This is a genomic window from Paenibacillus polymyxa, from assembly GCF_018614975.1.
GTDB classification, from domain to species: domain Bacteria; phylum Bacillota; class Bacilli; order Paenibacillales; family Paenibacillaceae; genus Paenibacillus; species Paenibacillus polymyxa_E.
This window is the reverse complement of the sequence record NZ_JAGGNR010000040.1, coordinates 51,340-75,922: the sequence shown is the minus strand read 5'-3', so window position 1 is coordinate 75,922 and position 24,583 is coordinate 51,340. Positions and strand designations below refer to the sequence as shown.

Sequence of the window (24,583 nt, the reverse complement as noted above, 5' to 3'; positions counted from 1 at the left end):
TATAAGAGATATAAGCCATATACAAAAAAAGAATGAGAGAGGTACAGAAATGGACAGTGAAGATCACAACAAAAAGGAAGAGATCTCGGAGAAACGACGCTTAATTTATCGGATGAACGTATTTTTCTTTGCCTCTTTTATTATATTTGCGGTTATTATTTTACGATTGGCTCATGTGCAATTCGTGCTAGGACCTGAACTAAGTAAACTGGAAGAAAACAATCTTACCAAAGTTGTACCGCTCTCATCCGTAAGAGGTACCATCTATGATGCTACCGGTGAAGTGAAGCTAGCCTATTCCAAACCGATTCAAACGCTTTATCTGACTCTGTACAAAAACTATGCGGACGTAAAGAACAAGCCCAATCCTGATGTTGATGAAGCGAAAGACTTGGCGAAACGGATCCATAGTGTGCTTGAAAAATATAAGACAAAAGATTCAATTTCTATATCTATAGATGAAATTATTGAAGCAATGGATTTGAACTATCAAAAAATGAATGGTTATACTCCACGCCTGATCAAGAGTGACCTTTCAGATAAGGAAGTAGCTTATTTTTTACAGCACAAAGATGAATTCAAGGGTATTCAGATCGTCGAAGAAAGTGTTCGATATTATGACACTGATACAGTTGCAGTACAAGCAATTGGATACATGAGAAAGTTCAAAAGCTCAAAAACGCTAAAGAAGTATAAGGAGATTGATGAAGAGAATAAACAGAAAATAGATCCTGGCTTAAAATATGTTGAGAATGAATTTGTTGGAGTTGATGGACTGGAACTTCAGTACCAGGATATCCTGCGTGGGAAAAATGGATATAGTTCAGTCAACGTAAACCTGCGTAATCTTCCAGAAGGTGTTCCTGGTTCAAGTCCGCCAAAGAAAGGTTATGACCTGTTTACGACAATTAACAAAAAAATTCAGCTTAAAACAGAGCAGGCAATTACGGACCAGTTAAAGTGGCTTCATGGTAATCCTGTTTCAGGCAAACTTCATCCAAATGCCAAAACTGGTTTTGCGGTTGCAATGGAAGTAGAAACAGGGAAGATCGTAGCCATGGCAAGCCTGCCCGATTACGATACGAATATCTGGAGAACGGGCAGTATCACGGAGGATCAATATGATGATCTTAAATATATTTATCAGAATGGGACGATTAGAGCTTTCCCACAGGATAATTCGAACAAACGTGCAGAATCTGTTGTTTTGCTAGGTTCCACAATTAAACCTCTCAGCGTGCTTATTGGGTTCAAAGAAGGTTTCTTCAACGCAAACACGTATTATAGCGATAAAGGATATACAACGTTTGGTGGGGACAACCGTAAGGTACAGAACGCTGGAGGACACGTATACGGGGTTTTACGTCCACGAGATGCCATTCGCCAATCTTCAAACCCATTTATGATCGATGAGATCGGTAAAAAACTATATCAGAAATATAGCAATAAAGGAATCGATGTATGGGATACGTACATGAAACAATTCGGGCTTGGTGTGTCTACCGGAGTTGATTTACCTAACGAATATCTTGGGTATCGTGAGTATATGAATGACCAGGAGAGTTCTCTGACACGCCTAGCATATGCTTCCTTTGGACAACAAGGGAAATATACGACATTACAGCTGGCACAATACGCAACCATGCTAGCTAATAGAGGAGAGCGCATGGAACCCCATCTAGTCTCCGAAATTCGTGATTCCAAAGGCAATGTTATAGAGAGAGTACAACCAAAGGTACTGGATCAAGTCAAATTCAAGGATGAATACTGGGACGAAGTGCAACGAGGCATGTCCACAGAAGTATCGTCTTTCAATGGATTCGCTTATGATTTTGCTCGGAAAACAGGAACTTCTACACAGTTGATTGGTGGTAAGGCAGTTGATAACGGAGTGTTTATTGCTTTCGCTCCTCGTGAAAATCCAAAGCTGGCTGTAGCGGTGGTTATACCTGAAGGCGGCTTCGGATCAACCAGTGCAGCACCTATAGCCCGTGTCATATTCGACGAGTATGATCAGGAATATGGTCTTGTACCTAAGAAAGACGTTAAGAAAACTGCTAACGATGATTTAAAGAGTGAATAAGCGAAAAAACAAGAATAAATGCGACATCTTATACAATACTGAGATGTCGCATTTTTGTAATAACGCCTGATAAGAAACGGATCAAGTCCGTTCTGGACATGGCTGAAATTGAGGCTGATGGACTAACCATGATATAAAAGCTCTAAAGAGCCCACCCGAGAGGGTGGACTCTTTCGTTAGAAGCATGTTCAATTCATCAGACTTTTATTTGGAGGTCGATGTGGGACCGAAGGAACTGAAAATCCGGTCGAAGCGTCGCATCATTGACTCAAGCGGACCATTGGGCATACGAGCAATGATAGAGCCGATCAGAAGTGTGATGAACATAACGAGTACATCATTAAGTGGAATCCAACTTAAATCATAATCAATTCCCAAGATTGTCAGCACCCACACAATGACGAATTGAGCAGCGTACATCGTGAGGGCGACACGCCCGACTGCTGCAAAAGGAGTTAACAGAACGCTTATTTTTCTTGGAATCAGGAATGCAAGTCCTAATACCAAGAATGCAAGTCCAAGTCCATTAAGTGTTTGGAACGTGGAAGCCGTATGCGGAGCTGTCTGTAGGAGCATGTGCCACATTTGTGGCGGCGTTATATTAAGTGGCCAGATTGCATATTCGTCAGGTGGAGTCTGGCTTAAATCCGAAATGCTAACAAGCCACGACTCGAAGGAAATAGTAAGGTCCGGGAGAACATAAGTCCCAAGTAACTTACCGATGACTAACATAATGAAACCGGCGATTGCCAGTGTCATTGCGATTCGCTTACTGGTTAAATTGAAACGCGCAATAGTCATTCCTGCAACGAAAGCAGGAGCAAGTGCGAGAGCAGACATCGGACCACCAGCAATATCTTTGAGAAGATATGCTCCAGATAAGTAACTCATCCCGAGAATCATGAGTGGCGGAGCCAGCAGTAATAGGGCAACTGTGGTGTACACAAGTACGCGAGTCGAGCGGTGAACTAGCACCAATCCGAATACAAACATGGCAGCGTAAGCAGGTAAGATGATGCCATAAGGGGTATTTAGCATAATTAGCAAATATCCGATTACATCCACAAATACTGCACGAGCAAGCATCTTTGATCGAAAAATAGATGCATCTGTTCCACGCTCCTTCATTCGTTGAGCCATAATCGAGTAAGAAATACCTCCACAGAGAACAAATAACAGCGTTGTATTCCCGGCTACGAATGCAGTTCTCTCATTTGATACTGCAAAGTGTTGTAGAAACATGCCGATTACAGCCAGACCTCTCACGGCATCGAGGGCCATAAGGCGTCCCGATCCTAACGTTTTACCTTGTGTCTTTTTCTCCTGAGCAGACCTCTTTCGTTGAACGGTTTCGTTGTTGTCTGCTAGCTTTTCATTGTCATTTCCGGATTCATCCGGCGATTGCGATTGAACTGACAATTCTTGTTCCTCCTCAACATGTCGTATAGCGGCGAATAACAGATGTTCTTATCCATTCCACACTTTCCACAGTAACGGCAAGATGTCGCTAAAGTTTGATCAACATGTAAACAAAATGTAACAGGAGAGTAGCTGAGAAGAGACAAACAGAGAAGATCAAAAGTGTCTAAGAGGCGTAAGATTGATGGTGGTCATCACAAGAGAATGGTCGTATATTAGTAGTATGTGGATTATGGGATAAACCATAGAGAACATCCACCTTGATCAACGATAATACATAAAAGGACGGGAAAACATGGACTTTAAACCACTTGCTTCATTTATCGACCGCATTACATCCTGGCGTGTTCCGTGGGCAGAAGTATTGGTCATTCATCAAAATGAACCCGTTTTCCGTTACCGTAGCGGCTACGCTAATCTAGAAGAGCAAACGCCCATCACGAATGGAGCAATCTTCAATCTCTACTCCATGACCAAAATTATGACTTGCGTGGCAGGGCTGCAACTGGTGGAGAAAGGGGCAATGCTGTTAAGTGATCCGCTGTCCGATTATCTCCCGGAGTATGCTGATATGACGGTAAAGAAAACGATGGCTAATGGGGAGATCCGACTCGAAAAGGCAACAAGAGCCATTACCGTACGTGATTTGTTCACTATGACTGCCGGGTTCTCCTATGATATAGGTTCTCCAAGCATTCAGGAAGCTGTAAAAAGCACCAACGGAACCTTGCCGACACGCGATTTCGCGAGAGCACTTGCGAAAGAACCGTTGCTGTTTGAACCAGGGACACACTGGAATTACAGTATGTGTCATGATGTGCTGGGAGCCTTAGTGGAAGTGGTAAGTGGCAAAAGTTTTGGTATGTATCTGCGAGACGAAATCACCGGACCACTTGGTATGAACGATACAGCGTTTAATCTGAACGATGAGCAGCAGACACGTCTGATTCCGCAATATGCTTATAATGATGAGCTTGAGAAGGCTGTCCGTCTGGATGGTAATGGATTCCGTGTGGGTACGGAGCTGGAGAGCGGCGGTGCAGGGTTGCTATCAACCGTTAGCGATTATGCACTGTTTCTGAACGCGCTTACTGGGCGTGGTACAAGTCCTGAAGGCGTACGCATTCTGTCACAAGCTTCAGTGGAACTGATGCGAACGGATCACCTGAACGAGATGACCCGCGGTGATTATTCCTGGGATCATATGTATGGATACGGCTATGGACTGGGTGTCCGTACTCATATCTCCAAAGCAGGCAGTGGTTCACTTAGCCCCCTTGGTGAGTTTGGGTGGAGCGGCGCAGCGGGGTGTATGGCTATTATTGATCCAGATTCAGAGCTTACAGTCATGTATGCACAGCACTTGCTAAACAGTCAGGAACCATACGTTCAACGACGTTTACGTAATGTCGTGTATTCCTGTATGTAAATCATATTGTATTCGTATTTACTTGAAGGGGGCTGTCCCTAGCCATTTTTATGACTTATGGGACAGCCCCTTTTTTGTTATCCATGGAAGTGGACGCGTAATCTATTTCATTGGATTGTTATTAGAACTTTGCACAGAACGTACACGATTGACTAAATAAATGCCAACCGACACGAACAGTAATGCAGCCAGATTTTTCAGTTCCAAGATCGTTTCCCCCAGGAATAACGCTGATAATAAAGCTCCAAACACAGGGATTAGGAAGTTGTAGACAGACACTCTTCCGACCTTGTTGTACTTGAGAAGCATATTCCATAGACAAAATGCGACAGATGACAGCAAAGCGAGGTAGATTAAGTTACTGGTGGATTCCAAGGTGAAATGGGTGACCCGACCGCCAAGTGATAGACCCAACATTGTAAGTACCAGTCCCCCGACGAATAAGCTGACACCTGTTATGATCAGAACATCGATCGTAGCGGTGAGACGTTTTGCGTAAAGGGCTGTAACGGAAAAAACAAGTGCCGCTATAATAACGAAGCCTTCGCCTGTGAATGAAAAGGAAAAAGCAAGCAGATCCGTATGGAAGTTTACGATGATTACGCCAACGAATCCAAGCAAGCAGCCAACGATTTTATTTCTGCTTAATTTGTCGTTCTTGTAGATGAAATGAGCCAGAACAACACTGAAAAAGGTCGTAGTTGCGTTCATAATAGAGCCTTTGACACCTGTCGTATTGGCTACGCCAACGTAGAAAAACATATATTGCAAACCCGTTTGCAGTATACCTAACATGATGAGGCCTGTCCACTGAGGCATGGTTAATTGGAGCTTCTGTTTTCTAACGATACGAGACAGGAGCAAGAGCAGCATGCCTGCCAGTGTAAATCGGTATCCGGCAAATACATACTTGGAAGCAATATCTTCCGGCAGAATGTTAAACGCGATATATCCAAGTTTAATGGATGGGTACGCGCTTCCCCATAACAAGCAACACAGGCTTGCCACGAGCATAACAAAAATGGGATCACTAAATTTACTCGGTTTCTGAAGGGTATTTCTCTCTATCACTTTCGATCTTCTCCTCGCATTTCTTGCACATATATTATGTACGAATCTAATATCCTCACTGACCATATCACATATCGCCACTTCTTGTATCATAAATTTATGAACCGTTCTTCAGGTGGATCAAACAGAAAAAAGAACGGGTCATGAGGCTTGATTGGCGTGGGTTTTAGTGCATTTTCCAATAGACTTGGAGAAATTTCCAGAATAAAAACGCTTGTCAAAGTGAAAATAATATGATAATTTAATGTCTGTAACCGGTTACACATAGAGGAGAGCAGCTCATGACAACAATTAAAGACGTAGCTCAACTGGCTGGCGTATCTGTTGCCACCGTATCCAGAGTCATAAATGATAGAGGTTATGTTCATGCAGACACACGCAAGAAAGTGGAAGATGCTGTGAAGGCGCTTAACTTTTCGCCAAATGAAGTGGCTCGCTCATTATATAAGCGTAAATCCAAACTGATTGGCCTGTTGTTGCCGGATATTGCCAACCCTTACTTCCCGCAGTTGGCCCGCGGTGTAGAGGACCGGATGCAGGAACAGGATTACAGACTGATATTTGGAAATAGTGATGAGGATGAACGGAAGGAGCAGGATTACATCCAGACGTTTATCCAGAACAACGTGGTCGGTGTGATCTCTTCAACGAACTACCCTCATTCTTCAATATATGAAAACCTGAAGATTCCCGTTGTGTTTCTGGACAGAACTTCACTTGATCGTCCATCTGTGTATGCGGATGGCAGGGAAGGTGGAAGACTAGCTGCAAGGGAGATTATCAAACGTGGCAGTCGCCGGATCACAGTTATGCAGGGACCGTCACAGATCAGACCCGCTCAAGATCGCTTTGAAGGAGCAATTGAAATCATCCGTGATGCTGGGTTAGACTACCGGGTAATTCAGACGACCTCATTTTCAATTAACGAGGCAGGTGTATGGGCTGAAGAGTTATTCAGGAAGTATACGGACACAGACGGGGTCATTGCCAGCAATGACATCGCAGCCATGGCAGTACTGCATGAGGCATCACGGATCGGAAGAAAGGTTCCTGATGACGTACAAGTGATTGGTTTCGATGATATTCCGATGAGCAGCCTGTTATCGCCGGCATTGTCCACCATTCATCAGCCAGCATACGAGATGGGAAGAGAAGCGGCGGGATTACTTATCCAGCTTGTGGAACAAGCTGCAATAGAGAATAAAAACATACAGTTGCCCGTAAGTTTCATCGAACGGGGCACTACGAGAAAGGTGAGATCAGATGGCTAAAATATGTGTAATTGGAAGCAGTTCAATGGATCTGGTTGTTACTTCGTCAAGACGGCCGGGAGCGGGGGAAACCGTTCTTGGCGATAGCTTCAAAACAGTTCCTGGTGGCAAAGGAGCCAACCAGGCTGTTGCCGCTGCACGACTGGGTGCCGAGGTAGCGATGATCGGCCGAGTAGGCGACGATACTTTCGGCGAAGACATTTTGGAGAACTTTAAAGCAAATGCTGTAAATACGCAAAATGTGAAACCGGTTACACATTTAGAAAGTGGAACGGCTCATATCATTTTGGCAGAAGGTGATAATAGTATCGTAGTCGTAGAAGCGGCAAATCGCGAAGTCACTCCTGCATATGTCGATGAGGCGGCTGAGGTCATTCGAAATGCAGATATCGTGTTGATTCAGCAGGAAATCCCGGAGGAAACAGTTGTTCATGTAAGTGCATTGTGTGCAGAATTCGGAACACCGCTGCTGCTTAATCCTGCTCCGGCGAGAACATTGCCGCAAGAAGTGATCGACAACGCCGCATATATCACGCCGAATGAGCACGAAGCCGAGATTTTGTTTCAGGGCATGAGTCCGGCACAGGCATTGCGTCAATATCCGAACAAGTTATTCATTACGGAGGGGAGTAAAGGTGTACGTTACTTTGATGGTACAGAGGAAATTCTAGTCCCAACTTATAAAGTGGAGGCTGTTGATACTACTGGGGCAGGGGATACGTTCAACGCCGCATTTGCAGTCGCTTTGGCTGAAGGTAAACCGCTACAAGAGAGCATACGCTTCGCCAATCGGGCGGCATCGTTGTCCGTGACCAAGTTCGGAGCACAGGGCGGCATGCCAATGCGTGATGAAGTGGAGGGGAGTCTGTAATGAAGAAAAACGGCATGCTGAATAGTCACATTTCCAAGATTCTGTCTGATCTCGGCCACACGGACATGATAGCAATTGCGGATGCGGGTCTACCCGTACCAGACGGGGTACTCAAAATCGATCTGGCCCTTAAACTGGGAACACCAAGTTTTCGCGAAGTGGTGGAAGTGATTGCTGAAGATATGGTCATTGAGAAAGTCATTGTGGCTGAAGAGATTCGCGAAGGCAATCCCGTAGCCATGCAATTCATCACAGAGAAATTTGGGGTAGAAGCAATTGATGCTTCCGTCAGCCACGAACAATTCAAAGCATTAACACGGCAGGTGAAAGCTGTTATCCGCACAGGTGAAGCCACACCTTATGCCAATTGCATTTTACAATCGGGAGTCCATTTCGGTTAAAAGGAGGTTGCGTAATGCACATTCAGATGCAAGACATTCATAAAGCGTTTGGAACGAATCAGGTGCTGAGCGGGGTGGATTTTGAACTAAAGGATGGTGAAGTTCATGCCCTGATGGGGGAGAATGGAGCCGGCAAATCTACACTGATGAATATTCTGATTGGTCTCCATCAGAGAGACCAAGGGACCATCACGATCGACGGAGAAGAAAACTATTTTGGAAGTCCCAAGGAAGCCGAAAAACTGGGTATCACATTCATACATCAGGAGCTGAATGTATGGCCTGAAATGACGGTGCTGGATAATCTCTTCATCGGTAAGGAACTGACATCATCGTTTGGATTGCTCAATACAAAACAAATGAGAGCGCTTGCCAAAGAACAGTTCGCCAAGCTTTCCGTAGACATACCACTGGAACGTCCTGCGGGAGAGTGCTCTGTCGGGCAGCAACAGATGATCGAGATTGCCAAAGCGCTAATGACAGATGCCAAGGTCATCATTATGGACGAGCCAACAGCAGCACTTACGGAGCGAGAGATCCAGAAGCTGTTTGGTGTAATCAGCTCGCTGAAGAAGGAAGGCGTATCCATCGTGTATATTTCTCACCGAATGGAGGAGATATTTACGATCTGTGACCGGATTACCATCATGCGTGACGGAAGAACGGTAGACACGCAGACCATTCCACAAACAAGTTTTGATGAAGTGGTTCGGAAAATGGTAGGTCGTGAACTGACCGAGCGTTATCCTGTCCGGAATCCTTCTTATGGTGAAGTTGTTCTGGAAGTAAGGAATGCAAGCAGCAAAGGGTTGTTCGAGAATATTAACTTCACCGTGAGAGCGGGAGAAATCCTTGGTTTCTCAGGACTTATGGGTTCTGGACGAACAGAGATCATGAGAACCATCTTTGGTTTGGATACGCTGGATAGCGGTGAAATCTTCATCCGCGGCAAAAAAGCAAACATTCGTAAACCGGCAGATGCAGTGAAACATGGAATCGGGTTTATTACAGAAGACCGCAAGGACGAAGGGCTGGTATTAGACTTTTCTATTCGCGAAAATATGGCGTTGACGAATCTGTTCAGTTTCTCAAGCAAAGGTTTCATCTCAACTTCAAAAGAACAAGACTTCGTAGATACACTAATCAAACGTCTACAGATCAAAACGCAATCCTCCGAGACGGCGGCAAGGAATCTATCCGGGGGTAACCAGCAGAAGGTGGTTATCGCGAAATGGGTTGGGATTGGACCAAGCGTGCTTATCCTGGATGAACCTACGCGCGGAGTGGATGTCGGGGCGAAGCGGGAAATCTATGAATTGATGAATGAACTGACAGACCGCGGCGTTGCAATCATCATGGTATCGTCGGAGCTGCCTGAAGTGCTCGGCATGAGCGACCGGATCGCGGTTGTGCATGAGGGACACATCAATGGTGAGGTTGCAAGGGACGTAGCAACACAAGAACACATTATGACATTGGCCACAGGGGGACAGTGATATGACAACAATGCAGGAAAACAAAACGGCTAAAAGCGGCTTTCGTTTCTCAAATATGATCCAAAAACTGGGACCGCTGCTTGGCTTAATCATTCTTATTCTCATCGTATCGGTGTTGAATCCAAGTTTCTTGGAACCGCTTAATATCTTGAATTTATTGCGCCAAGTCTCGATTAATGCGCTGATTGCCTTCGGTATGACATTTGTTATCCTGACAGGTGGAATCGATCTGTCGGTCGGCTCAATCCTGGCTTTATCCAGTGCTTTTGTAGCAAACATGATGTTGTCCGGTCTGGATCCGATCTTGTCCATCATTATTGGTGTAGCACTCGGTGGTGTCATGGGTATGGTGAACGGACTGATGATTACCAAAGGTAAAATGGCTCCATTTATCGCTACATTGGCAACGATGACGATATTCAGAGGACTGACGTTGGTATACACGAACGGTAACCCAATTACAGGACTCGGGGATAACCTGTTGTTCCAATTGTTTGGCCGTGGTTACCTGCTGGGTATTCCGGTACCTGCAATCACGATGCTGATTACCTTCATGATTCTGTGGATTGTTTTGCATAAAACGGCTTTTGGCCGCAAAACGTACGCCATCGGCGGTAATGAGAAAGCTTCCATTATCTCGGGTATCAAAGTTAATCGCGTGAAAATTATGATCTACTCCCTGACAGGTATGCTCGCTGCTCTGGCAGGTGCAATTCTGACATCACGCTTGAATTCAGCGCAGCCAACGGCAGGTACATCCTATGAGCTGGATGCGATCGCAGCAGTTGTATTGGGTGGTACAAGTCTTGCTGGAGGACGTGGACGCATCGTTGGTACACTGATCGGTGTTCTGATTATCGGCGTGTTGAATAATGGATTGAACTTGCTTGAAGTAAACTCATTTTACCAAATGGTTGTGAAAGGTATCGTCATTGCCATTGCCGTCCTGCTGGACCGCAAGAAAACAGCATAAGGAGAGAAGCGAATATGAAAAAGTGGACTGTAACACTCATAAGTATGCTGATGATCATCGTTCTGGCCGGGTGCTCTCTGGAGCCACCGGAATGGGCGAAACCTAACCCAAACAAAAGTAATGGACAGAAGAAAATAGGTTTGTCGATATCTACACTAAACAATCCATTCTTTGTATCACTCAAGGATGGAGTCATGGCTGAAGCCAAAAAACAGGGAATACAGGTCATCGTGGTTGATGCGCAGAACGATTCGGCCAAACAAACCAATGATGTGGATGATCTCATTCAGCAAGGCGTTAGTGCACTTCTGATTAACCCCGCGGACTCTGCAGCGATCTCCACAGCGGTTCAATCCGCTAATAGTGTGGGCATTCCCGTGATCACGCTGGATCGCTCCGCCGATAAAGGCGAAGTGGCGGCACTAGTGGCATCGGATAACGTTAAAGGTGGACGCATGGCAGCTGAATACTTTGTGGAACAACTGGGTGAGGGAGCAAAAGTCATTGAACTTGAGGGTGTACCTGGCGCTTCCGCAACAAGAGAACGGGGTAAAGGCTTCCATGAAGTGGCTGATAAGCAACTCGATGTAGTTTCCAAACAATCTGCTGATTTCGATCGGTCCAAAGGATTGAATGTCATGGAGAATCTGCTTCAAGGTAATCCTGACGTGCAGGCAGTATTTGCCCATAATGATGAGATGGCACTTGGTGCAATTGAAGCGATTCAAAGCTCAGGTAAAGACATTCCGGTCATCGGATTCGATGGCAATGATGATGCAATCAAATCTATTCAGGATGGGAAACTGACGGCAACAGTCGCTCAGCAGCCTATACTGATTGGCCAACTGGCATTGCAAGCTGCTCTGGATGTGCTCAGTGGCAAGCAGGTGGAGTCATCGATTCCCGCTGAATTGAAGCTGGTAACCAAGGAAAATGTGAATGAGTAAATCATCATAAAACATGTATCTTCTTGGACATGAACATAGGACTAAACCAAGCCGCTAAATCAGCGGCTTTTTTCATTTTGGAAGAAGCGTGCGGGCACATATCAATCAGATTATTGACTTTTAAAAGCATATTAAAGTGTGCCCCAATTGAATTAATGTCCACTTAGTCGTTTTGGACTGCTCAAAAAGAGCCTTTTTGGATATGTATATCCAATCCATGCGTTGCTATACTAGCTTGACGTTCCACACAGTCTTCACAATACATAAGGAGGAGCAAATCTCATTGATTCATTCCTGTTCGGAATAGAAAGAAGGTGGCTGACATGAAACATCTAGTAGAAGAAAATCTTCAAGCTGTAAGACAGCAAATGGCATTGGCCTGCCAGGCTTCAGGTCGCAACATAGAGGACATCAAGTTGTTGCTCGCGACCAAAACGGTACCGCTTGAGAAACTAGAGGTAGCGATTCAAGCAGGTGAGGTTCTATTCGGAGAAAACAAAGCTCAGGAACTTCGGGACAAATTTCCACTTATGCAGCAACACGAACAGGTGGAATGGCATTTTATCGGACATCTGCAAAGAAATAAAGTAAAGGACGTTGTTAAATATGTTACGCTCATCCATTCCGTAGATCGTCTGAAACTGGGTCAAGCGTTACATAACCAGCTTCTCAAAGAGAATAAGACCTTAGACATTCTTGTGCAAATTAATACGTCCTACGAAGAAAGTAAATTTGGTGCCTCTCCAGAAACAGCCGTTGAGCTTGTAGAACAGTTGTCTCAATTCGAGACATTAAACGTGAAAGGTTTAATGACCATTGGAAAACTGAATGCGACGAACGAAGAAACACGACATTGTTTTCGACTGTTAAACCAGATCCGTACACAGATTAAAGAGAAAAATATTCCACGCGTAGAAATGGATATTTTATCGATGGGTATGTCTGGTGACTTCCAAGTCGCCATTGAAGAAGGAGCTACACTGATACGTGTAGGGACAAGTGTATTTGGTCAACGCTACTTACCGGACGAGTATTACTGGAATGAAAACACACGCATCGATGATTAAGTGGGAGGTAGTGTTAAATATGAAGACAGCATCCGCTTCGTTACGTGGTCGCGATTTGATATCGCCGGTGATCGCCGCTTTAATATCCGTAATTGTTAATTACGGGGGTACGTTTATTCTTGTTTTTCAAGCAGCAAAAGTGGCTGGTTTAAGCCCGGAAATGACCGCTTCCTGGATTTGATCCATCTCGATTGGGGTAGGAGTGACAGGAATTTGGCTCAGTTATCGGTACAAGGAACCGATTATTACAGCCTGGTCTACACCGGGTGTGGCGTTTCTCGTTTCAGCATTAGCGGTAACCCCTTATCCAGAAGCTATTGGCGCTTACATGATTTCAGCAGTCGGATTTATTATTTTAGGTCTGTCAGGCATGTTTGAACGTTTCGTTCGACTTATTCCCCCAGGCATCGCTTCCGGATTGTTAGCTGGCATTTTACTACAGTTTGGTATTTCGGCCTTTGGAGGGGCGAAGGTAGATCCTTTGCTTGTGATTGTACTGTTTGCAGGCTATATCGTGCTAAGAAGGTTTACTTCCCGTTACGCCATTGTTGGCATATTGGCAATCGGTTTGATTTATTTGATATGCATGGGGAAAACAGACTTCAGTACGATCCAATTGGCTGTAGCATCGCCTGTATTTGTTGTTCCAGCATTTTCGTTAAATGCTTTACTTGGCGTTGCGCTACCGCTGTTCATTATTACCTTGACAGGGCAGTATATGCCCGGAATGCTTGTTCTGCGTAATGATGGATTCAAGACAAGTGCCAATCCTATTTTAGCTGTAACAGGTTTGGGTTCGCTTCTAGCAGCCTCATTCGGATCACATGCTTTTATGTGGCAGCTATTACAGCAGCGATTTGTACAGGAAAGGATGCACATGAGGATTCAACCAAACGTTATATTGCAGGCATTGCTTGTGGTGTTTTTTATATTTTTGTCGGCATTTTTGGCGTAACATTGGCTGCTCTGTTTTTGATTCTTCCTGCTACCTTTATTGCAACATTAGCGGGACTAGCGTTACTTGGAACCATCGGTGGCAGTCTTGCCAATGCATTAACGGATCCTAAGGGACGTGAAACTGCATTGATTACGTTTTTGGCGACAGCAGCGAATGTGACTTTGCTTGGTGTCGGTGGTGCATTTTGGGGACTGTTCGCAGGAATGATGGCACATCTACTGATGAATAGTAAATTCCCCAAAAAACAATTTGGAACGAATAGATAACCGTAATATTGAGAGGAAGATGTTCATGAAACATTTGGAGAAGGAAGATAAAGTCGTAGGAAATGCTATCCAGCAAGAGCTTGCAAGGCAGCAGGGTACGATTGAACTGATTGCATCAGAGAATTTTGTAAGTCAAGCTGTGATGGAAGCAACAGGTTCGGTATTGACCAATAAATATGCGGAGGGGTATCCGGGCAGAAGATATTATGGCGGGTGTGAGCATGTTGATACAGTCGAAGAGATAGCAAATAGCCGCCTTAAAGCACTTTTTGGCGCTGAACATGCGAATGTGCAGCCTCACTCTGGTTCTCAGGCCAACATGGCAGTATATTTTGCCTCGGTTGAGATTGGTGACACAATACTTGGCATGAATCTATCCCAAGGTGGTCATCTAACACACGGAAGTACTGTTAATTTTTCAGGTAGGTTTTACAATTTTGTTCCATATGGTGTCGATGCACAGACGGGCCGCATTGACTTTGACGAAGTACGTAAACTTGCTTATAAGTATCGTCCACGCATGATTGTTGCAGGTGGAAGTGCATACCCGCGGACCATTGAGTTTGAATTATTTGCCCAGATTGCCGCCGAAGTGGGAGCTCTTTTCTTTGTAGATATGGCGCATATAGCAGGAATTATTGCGGCAGGTCTGCATCCTAACCCGGTACCACATGCACATTTTGTTTCAACAACCACACACAAGACCTTACGAGGACCACGAGGGGGAGCCATTTTGTGTCGGGAGTCGTGGGCACAGGCGATCGACAAAGCTGTATTCCCAGGAACCCAGGGTGGGCCATTCATGCACGTTATCGCGGGGAAAGCGGTGGCATTAGGTGAGGCATTGCAATCGGATTTCACAACATATATTGAAGGTGTTCTGAGTAACGCCAACGTATTGGCAGAAACTTTGATGAATGAAGGACTCACCCTTGTAACGGGTGGGACAGATAATCATATCGTGTTGGTTGACTTACGAACTATGGGCCTTACAGGCAAAGAAGCCGAAGCTTTACTGGATGAAGTAGGGATTACGGCGAATAAAAATGCAATCCCTCACGATACAGCAAGCCCGTTGGTCACAAGCGGTATTCGTTTTGGAACTCCAGCTATGACGTCAAGAGGACTTGGAGCCAGGGAAATGAAAGAAATTGCTCAGCTGATAGGACTTGCTTTTAAAAATCCAAAGAACTCGAATGTGAAAAAACAGATATTAGGAAATGTCCGTGAAATCACTTCGCAATTCCCTCTATATGAAGGGCTTAAATAGCTCAATAGCAGACACGAATAGAGCCTGCAATTGTTCCTAATGGATAACAATTGCAGGCTCGTAATTTGCTTGTTTATATTGAAACTTACTTTTTTGAACGAAGAGATATACCTTAATTGAGATATAGGAGACGCCCTAGTAGGTTATACCTACACGCGACTGTACATACTCATCAGAGATTAATTGCTGATAAGCAAACTCCGCAGTATCGATTACAGATATAGAAGTTCCACCGTCAGGCAAGTAGTCGCGCTCAACCCGGTACTTACCGAGAGATTCTCCATCAAATAAGTAGGTAGGACACACGATGGTCCATTCTAACTTTGAAGCTTTGAGAATGTTGTACACCTCCAGATGCTCTTCAGCTGCTCGCGTGGACTTACGTTTGGACTCAGGGGATTGAAAACGAAGCAAGCCAGGATGCGTTCGACTTTCCAATATTCCTGCTGTACCAATGGTAATGATTCTTATGATACGCTCCTGAGCCATAGCCTCAACAATATGTCTCATGGATTGCGATAATGTAGTCGTTCCATCTGTACTTAAGGCGCTAACAACGAGATCCACACCCTGTATGGCGTGATGAATATCCTCTTTGACTAAAGCGTTCCCTTGATGCAGAACAAAATTGTCATCGCTGATTTGTACCTTTTCCGGGCTTCTAACCAGTGCAGTTACATGATGATTGGAACGTAGGGCATTAGAGACGAAATGACTTCCAACCCGTCCGGTGGCTCCTAACACTAAAATTTTCATCACAAAAAACATCCTTTCGAATCCGATTGGAGAGCATGTTCTCCATCATAATACAATCTTTGCAAGTCGTTGTATGCCTTCCTCAATCTGCTCCTCATCCACTTTCGCAAAACCTAATATCCATCCTTTTCGATGACTCTCCAAGCAATATCTACTAAGCGGATACACCCGCACACCTTGATCAAGGGTAGCATTCGTCAGCGCTTCTTCGTCAAATGACGTTTCAGATTCTAGCAGCATATGTAATCCCGTTTCCACACCACTTAATGTAAATCGTGAGCCTAGCCCAGAAGCAACAATGGCTTTGGTCATGACTTCGTGTCGGCGTCGATATATGTTCCGAACTCTTCTCATATGGCGCATAAAATGACCACGCTCAATAAAATGAGTTAGCGTTAATTGTTCCATAATCGGCAGATGACGATAGGTTAATTCATGAACTTGAGTAAGGCGATCGATGGCTATTTGGGGGCCGATGATAGCGGATAGTCGAATGCCAGGTGCAACCATTTTGGAAAAACTCATCATATAAAGCGTATTCTGAGGTTGCTGACTAAATATAGTTGGAAGCGGATCTCCACGGTACCTAAATTCGCTGTCGTAGTCATCCTCAACAATCCAATATCGATGATGAGACGCCAAGTGCATCAATTGTTGCCTGCGTGGCTCCGACATAATAACACCAACGGCGCATTGATGAGAAGGTGTGACAAATACGAGTTTAGTCTGTGGGTGAATATGATCTACACATAATCCATACTCATCGACTGGAACGGGATCGACTTGCATCCGGCGGTATTTCATCGCCATCCAAGCGGCAGGGAAGCCGGGATCTTCTACCGAAACTCTGTCTCCTTCACTTAAGAGTGCCTGCGCAATTAAATCAATGCTATGTTGTGCACCTGAGGTTAACAAGATTTGATCAACATCGATATGAATGCCTCGTTCAAGTGACAAATAACGCTGAATCTGTTCTCTTAACGCCAGTAAACCTCTGGCATCGCCATAAGCCCAAAGATCCAGATCAGGTTCAGTGGAAGCTTGTAAAAAAGATTGCCTCCAGGCTTTTGTGAAACTTTCATCGAGATAAGGCTCGTGGGGATTAAAATCAATTTCTATTTTGCGATTGTCTCTATTGCCAAACCAACTATGCAGATGACCAATCGATTCGTTTAGTGTAGGCAGTTCAGGAGGAATAGGTCCTTGCATCGTGACGCCTTCTGATGAACGAGGTGTATATGTCCAATCACTAACCCTTGTTCCGGCCCGACGGGAAGTTACCGTATACCCTCGGCTGAATAATTCCTCGTACACAATCTGTATGGTTGACCGTGAAACACCAATTAATTGAGCAAGTTCACGTGATGGAAGCAGCAATTCACCTGGTTGCCATTTCCCGGTTGTGATATTATGAATCGCTTGATCCAAAAGTTGCTGCCAGATCGGGCGTTGGTCATTCCGATTAACTTTTAGCATTGCTTCAACTCCATTACTCATGCTGAACTATGGATTGCATTTATTTATGTACTTAGCCATGTTATTGGCAATCCATTGATTGATGTACCATTATAGCAAAAGTTTAATTTGCAAACAAAACAAAGCTGGACTGAAGCGATTTTTACCGTGTGTCCACCCGATTTCGGTCGGTCCTGCTTGGTTCATATTCGATTCATATTCAAGCCACAGACAGTTCATCTTCTTCGGTTACACTACGGGAGTACTACCACAGAGATTCCTATTCCATAGACTAGACAGGAGAAGATGAGATTGACACGAAAGAAACGAACGTCTATCGCCGCCGTAACCTTGGTGTTTGCAATGATGTCCCCAATGTCGGCCATGGCCACACCCGCTACCAGTAACGGTAGTAGCCCTACTTATGATCTGACTAAAAAGACAGTAAGCGTTAAGGCAAAGGTACTCACTGAATCATACGCTACGACAAGTGTGCAGTACGCACTGATGGATGAGGGCGAGATTGTGATCTCCGGTCAGGCAGGCAAAAATGATCTGAAAAACAACATTCCGCTTTCTTCAGATACCATGTATGGCATTGGTTCAACCAGCAAAATGGTGCTCACAACCGCCGTAATGAAGCTCGTTGACCAAGGCAAGATCGATCTCGATGAACCTGTCGTGAAGTATATTTCAGACTTTAAAATGAAAGACAAGCGTTACCAACAGATTACACCACGCATGTTACTGAATCATTCATCCGGACTTCTCGGAACGTCAAGTAACAGTGCAATACTGTTTGGAGATAATGATACCTATGCACATGATACGTTACTTGAGCAATTGGCAACTCAACATCTGAAGGCTGATCCTGGTGCATACTCGGTGTATAGTAATGACGGTTTTACATTAGCTGAAATTCTGGTTGAGCGGGTCAGCGGCATGAGCTTCACAACTTTCATGCACCGGTACATAACCGAACCCCTTGGTATGGAGCATACCAAAACACCACAGGATATTGTGGACTTTAGCCAGATGGCAGCGACATATTCCCCTTCGCATGAGGAGCAACTCCCATTAGAGACTACCAATATGATTGCCTCGGGAGGCATCTATTCCACCGCTGAAGATCTGGTTCAGTTCTCGAAAATCTTTACAGGTGAGGTTGAAGATGTTCTTTCGGAGGAATCCGTAGAGGCCATGGAGGAAGAAGAATACAAGAGAGGCATGTGGCCAGAAGAAGGCGATTCTTCTATTGGTTACGGCCTGGGCTGGGACAGCGTGAACCTGTTTCCTTTTAATGATTACGGCATCCAGGCAGTAAGCAAAGGTGGCAATACAATCACCTATCATTCCTCCTTGATTGTGTTACCGGAATATAATATGGCTGCTGCCGTAACTTCTTCTGGAGGTCATAGCTCAACCGATCAATTGCTGGCAACTGAGCTGTTGCTTGGTGCGCTTGAGGAGAAGAATATCATTCCAGAGCGTAAACCGGAGAAGTCACATGATGCATCGGTGAAAACAACCATGCCGAAGGAACTTGCACAGCACACAGGCATGTACGCTGGTGGGGCAAACATGTTAATGAAGATGGATGTAAAAGGTGACGGACAATTAACAATATCTAATCTGTCGTCTCCTAACAGTCCTGATCAGACCTATACGTACACCACTGATGGCTCATTTGTTAATGATACGGGTACGGAAAAGCTGAAGTTCGTTCAGGAAGTCAATGGGAACACATACTTATGGTCTCGCTCATATCAGTCTGTTCCCGGACTTGGACAAGTTGCTTCCTCGGAATATAAGGCAGAAAAGCTTGAAACCAATGAATTGTCTGCAGAAGTAAAGGCTGCATGGCAGAAACGGGAAGGCAAAGCCTACGTGTTGGTCAATGAAAAATACACATCAACACTGTACAACGCAGCGATGCCGATGATTCCCATTCATACTTTTAATGAGCTGCCTGGTTATATCTACACCAATAAAATTGTTGGAGCTAACCAAGCTGTGAACCAATTGCAAATTCCTGGATTGGCGGGCCGTGACACGATGGAGTTTAATTTCTATGAGGAAAATGGCGTGGAATACGTTACAGCTGGAGGCAACGTCTATGCTGCTCAAGAAATTATAAAACCAATCTATACGGGAAGACAATCAAAGACAACGATTCAAGCGAATGGGCATGCCACATGGTTTTCGATTCCGGCATCAGCCGCAGGTAAAGAAATGACGGTAAAGATGTCTTCAAACAGCGCATTTGCTGTATACGACCAAGCGGGCGTAGGCATGAATCATACAGTGGTCAGTGGACAAAACAAAATTGTGTTGCCTAAGAACGGAACCATTGTGTTCGCGGGTGAAGCTGGTTCGAAGTTCGAGATTGTATTGACAACCAGAGAAAATTAATAGATGATAAAAAACTGTACAACAGAAAGTCGCGGATAACGCGGCTTTTTTTAAGTTTTAAATTTTAAATAATACGTTTTGAAGTAAATGCACCTTTTTTCAGATTTACAATGTAATATTGGGTTTCGCAAAGCTTACCTGGAGGGTAAGTATTAAGAGGGCTTTTACTGGTTGGAAAAAATGATGGAGGAAAATGTTGCAAGTGGAAAGGCAAAGCATTGATTGTTAATATACAGTAAATAATAACAATCAAATGGGCAGTAGATCGACAAAAAAGCATAACCGTAATACCGATTCTAAAGAAAATAATGATTATTCGGACAATACCGAGACGGGGAGGACACATGAAAACAACGAAGATCTCATTTTTTATACTTTCACTGATGCTGCTCCTGGTGAGCGGTCTATCAGGATGGGTAGGGAACGCTGCTACAGCGTCCGATTCCGGTAAAACGTATATTATCGGAACTGATGTCACATTTGCTCCATTCGAATATGAAGATGAGAATGGGGATTTTGTTGGTATCGACATGGATTTGCTAGATGCCATCGCCAAAGATCAAAATTTCAAGTATCAAATCAAAGCTCTGGGATTTAACGCGGCTGTACAGGCACTTGAGGCTAATCAGGTCGATGGTGTAATCGCAGGGATGAGTATTACGGATGAGAGAAAAGCAAAATTTGATTTTTCAGAGCCATATTATGATTCAGGCGTAGTTATGGGAATTAGCGCAAATAATGATACTGTTAAAAGTTACGAAGATCTTCGTGGTAAAAAGGTCGCTGTAAAAACGGGAACAGAAGGGTACAGCTTTGCTGAATCCATCGCCTCAAAGTATGGATTTACGATTGTTCCATTCGACGAATCATATCAAATGTATGATGATGTAATGACCGGTAATTCGGTGGCCTGTTTTGAAGATGAACCCGTTCTAAGATATGGGGTAAAACAAAATAACGGATTGAAAATCGTTACCGACAAAGAGGACGGGGCTTCCTACGGATTTGCGGTAAGTAAGGGTAAAAATCAGGAACTTCTGGAGATGTTCAATGCGGGTCTTGTTAATATCAAAGCTAACGGTGAGTACAAGCGCATTATCGAAGAATATGTTGGAGAGAACGCCCAAGTCGCAAATCTGGGGCGTTGGGAGCTAATTCAGAAATCCCTTCCCTCACTTTTGAAAGGTCTGGGGAAAACACTTTTATACACGATTGTGTCCCTGTTTTTCGCATTTATCATCGGTCTGATCTTCGGATTCATGAAGGTGGGACAGAACAAATTCCTTCGTGGTGTTGCCACCGTATTTGTGGATATCTTCCGCGGTATTCCGCTGATTGTCCTGGCATTCTTTATCTATTTCGGGATTCCACAGGCGATGGGCTTCACGATGCCATTGTTCCTGGCGGCTATTCTGACACTTAGTCTGAATGCAGGGGCGTACGTAACCGAGATTATCCGAGGCGGGATTCAATCGATTGATCGTGGTCAAATGGAAGCTGCCCGTTCATTGGGCCTGCCTTATCGCAAAGCGATGATAAAGATCGTTATTCCGCAGGCGGTACGTGTTATGATTCCTTCTTTCATTAACCAGATGGTTATCACGTTGAAGGATACGTCAATCTTGTCCGTTATTGGGCTCGTAGAGTTGACACAATCGGGTAAAATTGTTATTGCAAGAACGTTCTCCTCTTTTGACATTTGGTTAACGGTTGCGGTTATGTATCTGATTGTTATCATCACATTGACCAAAATTGCTGATTATCTGGAGGTGAAGGTTCGTCGTGGCTAAAATAAAAGTTGAAGGTTTAAAGAAAAATTTCGGCTCGAATCAGGTCCTCAAGGGAATTGATGTGGCGGTCAACGAAGGAGAAGTCGTCTGTGTCATCGGACCTTCCGGTTCAGGGAAAAGTACTTTTTTGCGCTGCATCAACCAATTAGATGTGATTACGGCAGGCCGGGTTATCGTGGATGATCAGGATCTGAATGACCCTAAAACCAACCTGAACAAAGCTCGCGAAAATATTGGCATGGTATTTCAACACTTTAATTTGTTCCCTCATTTTAGTGTACTTAAGAACATCATGTTTGCGCCAAGAGAACTTGGGATATTAAATGCACAGCAGGCGCGTGATACAGCACTCAAATTACTTGAGCGTGTGGGTCTGTCTGATAAAGCAGATAGCTTCCCAACACAACTGTCAGGTGGACAAAAGCAACGTGTAGCTATCGCTCGTGCGCTTGCCATGAATCCGGATGTGATGTTATTTGATGAACCGACCTCGGCGCTTGACCCAGAGATGGTAGGCGAAGTTCTGGGTGTAATGAAAGATCTTGCGAGTGAGGGCATGACGATGATCATTGTTACCCATGAGATGGGTTTTGCCCGCGAAGTAGCTGATCGTGTGATCTTCATGGACGGTGGTTATATCGTCGAGCAGGGCACTCCGGAAGAGATATTTGGAAATCCGAAGAATGAGCGGACGATCAGCTTTTTGGAGAAGGTACTCTAGCACTAAATCGAGAATGAACACATTGGAAGTCGCTATTTAAGCGGCTTTTTTTGTTATATTTATGAGGTGAATTAATATATTTGAATACCGACCAAATCAAGCGAAGAAAGAGAGGTCTGTTCTCTATGGAAAACGTGTCACATGAAGAACAACTGCAATCCATTAAAGCCTTTCAATCAACGATCCGCAAATCGGAAAATGCCTTAGTGAATATGACTCAGAAAAGGAATAACACGACATTGTTACAGAAACGTCTCCAAGCTTTATACATCGGACTAGCACTGTTGGAAAAGGTATGGAATCAAAAAGCTCATTCATACACCAAGGAAGATATAATAGAAGCTCGTCTTGTCTTATCCGGTTTATTCCCTTCTCTTGAGAGCATGTATGCCAAGGCCAAAGAAGGTAGCCCTCAAAAGACTCTACTGGAAAGAAGAATTAGAGCATTTCATCTGGCCGTTCAAGCCATGGATACATACTGATGAAATGAGAGAGAGGTCAGTCTAATGAACGACAGACCTCTCTTTTTCTTTTGCAAGCTTAGGAAAACCGATAGAGACGCACACCGTGCGCAGGTACATTAGTAACTAATGAATTCTCTGTAAATTCAGCTGCTTCTCGGCTCCACAATTCGGTGCCTTCGGTAATGCCGGACAGTCCGACCTCATCAATGGACTGATCCACAGGTAGAGCATTCTCACCGATGTTAAACACAGCGACGTAAGAGGAGCCATCCGCATGCTGGGCAGTCCACACAATAAGATTTTCTTTGCGTAAGGCTTCTCTGGCTCCGTAACTCTCGCGATGCATTCGCAGAACCTCACGATTGGTCAACAGGGATAGTGTCCAATCATCGTTATCTCGCAGTTCACCACCAAAGATGAGCGGGGAACGGAAGATGCTCCACAGCGACATCATGGTCAACTGCTCGTCAGGCGTGAACCGAGTCCAGCGATCTGCTCCACCACCGTCTACAGAACGGATACCGATATGACCCAAAGGTAACATATCACAGTCTGGCCAGCAGCCTGCTTGGGGAACACCTTGCCACGTCCGGCAGCGGTCGAACATATCCAATAACAGCGGCCAAAGGTCCCAGAAATCGTCCGTGACACGCCACATGTTCGCATGTTTGGCTAAGAATTCCGAGTATTCCACCGGAGCAGGCCCAGGAGAGAGACTAAGTACCATCGGTCGGCCGGAGCGCTTAATCGCTTTGGATATCATTTCGATCTCGGGCTGATGGGTATCATACAGCCGGGAAGCGGCAATATCGTCAACCTTCACCAAGTCAACGCCCCATTGTGCATACAGTTCAAAAAGCGAATCGTAATACGCCTGTGCGCCTTCTTTTGAGCTATCGACACCATACATATCTGTATTCCAGGGGCATATGGAGTTCGGATGAGCAATATCACGCGCAGTGGCGGTTGTACCCAGAATCGGAGTACCCGCATGTGCAGCTTGACGTGGAATACCACGCATGATGTGAATGCCAAATTGCAGCCCAAGACTATGGACGTAATCCGCTAATGACTTAAATCCCAGTCCATTCGCAGCGGAGGGAAACCGATTCTCGGCAGGCATAAGCCGCGAATATTCATCCATGATTAGTGGAACGAACGGACGATATTGCGAAGAATTGGCCAAAGGCTCGTACCATTGAATGTCGACTGTAATATAGCTCCAGCCGAAGTCTTTAAGATGTTCTGCCATGTACTCGGCGTTGCCACGAATTTCGTCTTCCGTAACGGCCGCGCCGTAACAATCCCAGCTGTTCCAGCCAAGCGGTGGAGTTGATGCTGCAAGCGTATGATTCATGGGAATGCTCCTTTATGGATTAATTATTGCTCTCGCTCAATTCATCATAATAAAGGATTTTATTAATATCTACAGTAATGTTGAGTGTGGAATAGCAAAATATTGC

The 24,583-nt window shown here is 44.7% G+C and carries 19 protein-coding genes and 1 pseudogene; 15 read left to right on the top strand and 5 right to left on the bottom strand.

All coding sequences use genetic code 11. The features are described from left to right. Nucleotides 1–49 precede the first annotated feature (49 nt). Nucleotides 50–2,083 (top strand): peptidoglycan D,D-transpeptidase FtsI family protein, encoded by a 2,034-nt coding sequence (locus J7E78_RS24795; RefSeq protein WP_215078918.1) that lies wholly within the window; start codon nucleotides 50–52, stop codon nucleotides 2,081–2,083. A gap of 204 nt (nucleotides 2,084–2,287) precedes the next feature. On the opposite strand, the gene J7E78_RS24790 is transcribed toward J7E78_RS24795, so the two are convergent. Continuing rightward, complete coding sequence (locus tag J7E78_RS24790; RefSeq protein WP_251035247.1) at nucleotides 2,288–3,502, bottom strand: DUF418 domain-containing protein; 1,215 nt, start codon at nucleotides 3,500–3,502, stop codon at nucleotides 2,288–2,290. Between the two features lie 295 nt (nucleotides 3,503–3,797). Here J7E78_RS24790 and J7E78_RS24785 point away from each other — a divergent pair, with 295 nt between their 5' ends. Beyond that, entirely contained in the window at nucleotides 3,798–4,931 is a 1,134-nt protein-coding gene (locus J7E78_RS24785) for a serine hydrolase domain-containing protein (RefSeq protein WP_215078916.1), read from the top strand. A 102-nt stretch (nucleotides 4,932–5,033) separates the two neighbouring features. On the opposite strand, the gene J7E78_RS24780 is transcribed toward J7E78_RS24785, so the two are convergent. After that, complete coding sequence (locus J7E78_RS24780; protein WP_215078914.1) at nucleotides 5,034–6,002, bottom strand: DMT family transporter; 969 nt, start codon at nucleotides 6,000–6,002, stop codon at nucleotides 5,034–5,036. Nucleotides 6,003–6,283: 281 nt separating this feature from the next. Between J7E78_RS24780 and J7E78_RS24775 the strand changes: the two genes are divergently transcribed. The 9 genes and pseudogenes from J7E78_RS24775 (at nucleotide 6,284) to J7E78_RS24735 (ending at nucleotide 15,522) form a co-directional block, all read left to right on the top strand. Beyond that, entirely contained in the window at nucleotides 6,284–7,273 is a 990-nt protein-coding gene (locus tag J7E78_RS24775) for a LacI family DNA-binding transcriptional regulator (RefSeq protein WP_215078913.1), read from the top strand. After that, entirely contained in the window at nucleotides 7,266–8,144 is an 879-nt protein-coding gene (rbsK, locus tag J7E78_RS24770; protein WP_215078912.1) for a ribokinase, read from the top strand. Before J7E78_RS24775 ends, rbsK begins: the two co-directional genes overlap by 8 nt. Beyond that, entirely contained in the window at nucleotides 8,144–8,545 is a 402-nt protein-coding gene (rbsD, locus tag J7E78_RS24765) for a D-ribose pyranase (RefSeq protein WP_215078911.1), read from the top strand. The genes rbsK and rbsD overlap by 1 nt, the downstream gene beginning before the upstream one ends. Before the next feature lie 14 nt (nucleotides 8,546–8,559). Then, nucleotides 8,560–10,041 (top strand): sugar ABC transporter ATP-binding protein, encoded by a 1,482-nt coding sequence (locus J7E78_RS24760; RefSeq protein WP_215078910.1) that lies wholly within the window; start codon nucleotides 8,560–8,562, stop codon nucleotides 10,039–10,041. Nucleotides 10,042–10,051: 10 nt separating this feature from the next. Beyond that, nucleotides 10,052–11,014, top strand: coding sequence for an ABC transporter permease subunit (locus tag J7E78_RS24755; RefSeq protein WP_397330616.1), 963 nt, complete (start codon nucleotides 10,052–10,054; stop codon nucleotides 11,012–11,014). A gap of 14 nt (nucleotides 11,015–11,028) precedes the next feature. Continuing rightward, nucleotides 11,029–11,961 carry a ribose ABC transporter substrate-binding protein RbsB gene (gene rbsB / locus J7E78_RS24750; protein WP_036615972.1) on the top strand — a complete coding sequence of 311 codons (933 nt, stop codon included), beginning with the start codon at nucleotides 11,029–11,031 and terminating at the stop codon, nucleotides 11,959–11,961. 323 nt (nucleotides 11,962–12,284) lie between these two features. After that, complete coding sequence (locus tag J7E78_RS24745) at nucleotides 12,285–13,028, top strand: YggS family pyridoxal phosphate-dependent enzyme (RefSeq protein WP_215078908.1); 744 nt, start codon at nucleotides 12,285–12,287, stop codon at nucleotides 13,026–13,028. Between the two features lie 19 nt (nucleotides 13,029–13,047). After that, nucleotides 13,048–14,252, top strand: a pseudogene (locus tag J7E78_RS24740) (benzoate/H(+) symporter BenE family transporter). Between the two features lie 25 nt (nucleotides 14,253–14,277). Beyond that, complete coding sequence (locus J7E78_RS24735; protein ID WP_215078907.1) at nucleotides 14,278–15,522, top strand: serine hydroxymethyltransferase; 1,245 nt, start codon at nucleotides 14,278–14,280, stop codon at nucleotides 15,520–15,522. A 135-nt stretch (nucleotides 15,523–15,657) separates the two neighbouring features. Here J7E78_RS24735 and J7E78_RS24730 read toward each other — a convergent pair whose 3' ends face one another. Together J7E78_RS24730 and pdxR are read right to left on the bottom strand one after the other, a co-directional pair. Further along, nucleotides 15,658–16,278, bottom strand: a complete 621-nt coding sequence (locus J7E78_RS24730; protein ID WP_215078905.1) for an NAD(P)-dependent oxidoreductase — start codon at nucleotides 16,276–16,278, stop codon at nucleotides 15,658–15,660. Nucleotides 16,279–16,323: 45 nt separating this feature from the next. Beyond that, entirely contained in the window at nucleotides 16,324–17,754 is a 1,431-nt protein-coding gene (pdxR, locus tag J7E78_RS24725; RefSeq protein WP_215078903.1) for a MocR-like pyridoxine biosynthesis transcription factor PdxR, read from the bottom strand. 285 nt (nucleotides 17,755–18,039) lie between these two features. On the opposite strand from pdxR, the gene J7E78_RS24720 reads away from it, so the two are divergent. The 4 genes from J7E78_RS24720 (at nucleotide 18,040) to J7E78_RS24705 (ending at nucleotide 23,138) form a co-directional block, all read left to right on the top strand. Further along, nucleotides 18,040–20,145: a serine hydrolase domain-containing protein gene (locus J7E78_RS24720; RefSeq protein WP_215078901.1), complete on the top strand. Its 2,106-nt coding sequence runs from the start codon at nucleotides 18,040–18,042 to the stop codon at nucleotides 20,143–20,145. 344 nt (nucleotides 20,146–20,489) lie between these two features. Beyond that, nucleotides 20,490–21,935 carry an amino acid ABC transporter substrate-binding protein/permease gene (locus tag J7E78_RS24715; protein WP_215078899.1) on the top strand — a complete coding sequence of 482 codons (1,446 nt, stop codon included), beginning with the start codon at nucleotides 20,490–20,492 and terminating at the stop codon, nucleotides 21,933–21,935. Continuing rightward, nucleotides 21,928–22,656, top strand: a complete 729-nt coding sequence (locus J7E78_RS24710; RefSeq protein ID WP_215078897.1) for an amino acid ABC transporter ATP-binding protein — start codon at nucleotides 21,928–21,930, stop codon at nucleotides 22,654–22,656. Before J7E78_RS24715 ends, J7E78_RS24710 begins: the two co-directional genes overlap by 8 nt. A 125-nt stretch (nucleotides 22,657–22,781) precedes the next feature. After that, entirely contained in the window at nucleotides 22,782–23,138 is a 357-nt protein-coding gene (locus tag J7E78_RS24705; RefSeq protein WP_215078895.1) for a hypothetical protein, read from the top strand. Nucleotides 23,139–23,196: 58 nt separating this feature from the next. On the opposite strand, the gene J7E78_RS24700 is transcribed toward J7E78_RS24705, so the two are convergent. Beyond that, nucleotides 23,197–24,477, bottom strand: coding sequence for a glycoside hydrolase family 27 protein (locus J7E78_RS24700; protein ID WP_215078893.1), 1,281 nt, complete (start codon nucleotides 24,475–24,477; stop codon nucleotides 23,197–23,199). Between the last annotated feature and the right edge of the window lie 106 nt (nucleotides 24,478–24,583).

Coding starts and splice junctions, on each gene's coding strand:
- J7E78_RS24700 (WP_215078893.1), bottom strand. CDS start 24,477: ATGAATCATACGCTTGCAGCATCAACTCCACCGCTTGGCTGGAACAGC.
- J7E78_RS24720 (WP_215078901.1), top strand. CDS start 18,040: ATGAGATTGACACGAAAGAAACGAACGTCTATCGCCGCCGTAACCTTG.
- J7E78_RS24795 (WP_215078918.1), top strand. CDS start 50: ATGGACAGTGAAGATCACAACAAAAAGGAAGAGATCTCGGAGAAACGA.
- rbsK (WP_215078912.1), top strand. CDS start 7,266: ATGGCTAAAATATGTGTAATTGGAAGCAGTTCAATGGATCTGGTTGTT.
- rbsB (WP_036615972.1), top strand. CDS start 11,029: ATGAAAAAGTGGACTGTAACACTCATAAGTATGCTGATGATCATCGTT.
- J7E78_RS24745 (WP_215078908.1), top strand. CDS start 12,285: ATGAAACATCTAGTAGAAGAAAATCTTCAAGCTGTAAGACAGCAAATG.
- J7E78_RS24775 (WP_215078913.1), top strand. CDS start 6,284: ATGACAACAATTAAAGACGTAGCTCAACTGGCTGGCGTATCTGTTGCC.
- J7E78_RS24730 (WP_215078905.1), bottom strand. CDS start 16,278: ATGAAAATTTTAGTGTTAGGAGCCACCGGACGGGTTGGAAGTCATTTC.
- J7E78_RS24715 (WP_215078899.1), top strand. CDS start 20,490: ATGAAAACAACGAAGATCTCATTTTTTATACTTTCACTGATGCTGCTC.
- pdxR (WP_215078903.1), bottom strand. CDS start 17,754: ATGCTAAAAGTTAATCGGAATGACCAACGCCCGATCTGGCAGCAACTT.
- J7E78_RS24755 (WP_397330616.1), top strand. CDS start 10,052: ATGCAGGAAAACAAAACGGCTAAAAGCGGCTTTCGTTTCTCAAATATG.
- J7E78_RS24785 (WP_215078916.1), top strand. CDS start 3,798: ATGGACTTTAAACCACTTGCTTCATTTATCGACCGCATTACATCCTGG.
- J7E78_RS24705 (WP_215078895.1), top strand. CDS start 22,782: ATGGAAAACGTGTCACATGAAGAACAACTGCAATCCATTAAAGCCTTT.
- J7E78_RS24760 (WP_215078910.1), top strand. CDS start 8,560: ATGCACATTCAGATGCAAGACATTCATAAAGCGTTTGGAACGAATCAG.
- rbsD (WP_215078911.1), top strand. CDS start 8,144: ATGAAGAAAAACGGCATGCTGAATAGTCACATTTCCAAGATTCTGTCT.
- J7E78_RS24735 (WP_215078907.1), top strand. CDS start 14,278: ATGAAACATTTGGAGAAGGAAGATAAAGTCGTAGGAAATGCTATCCAG.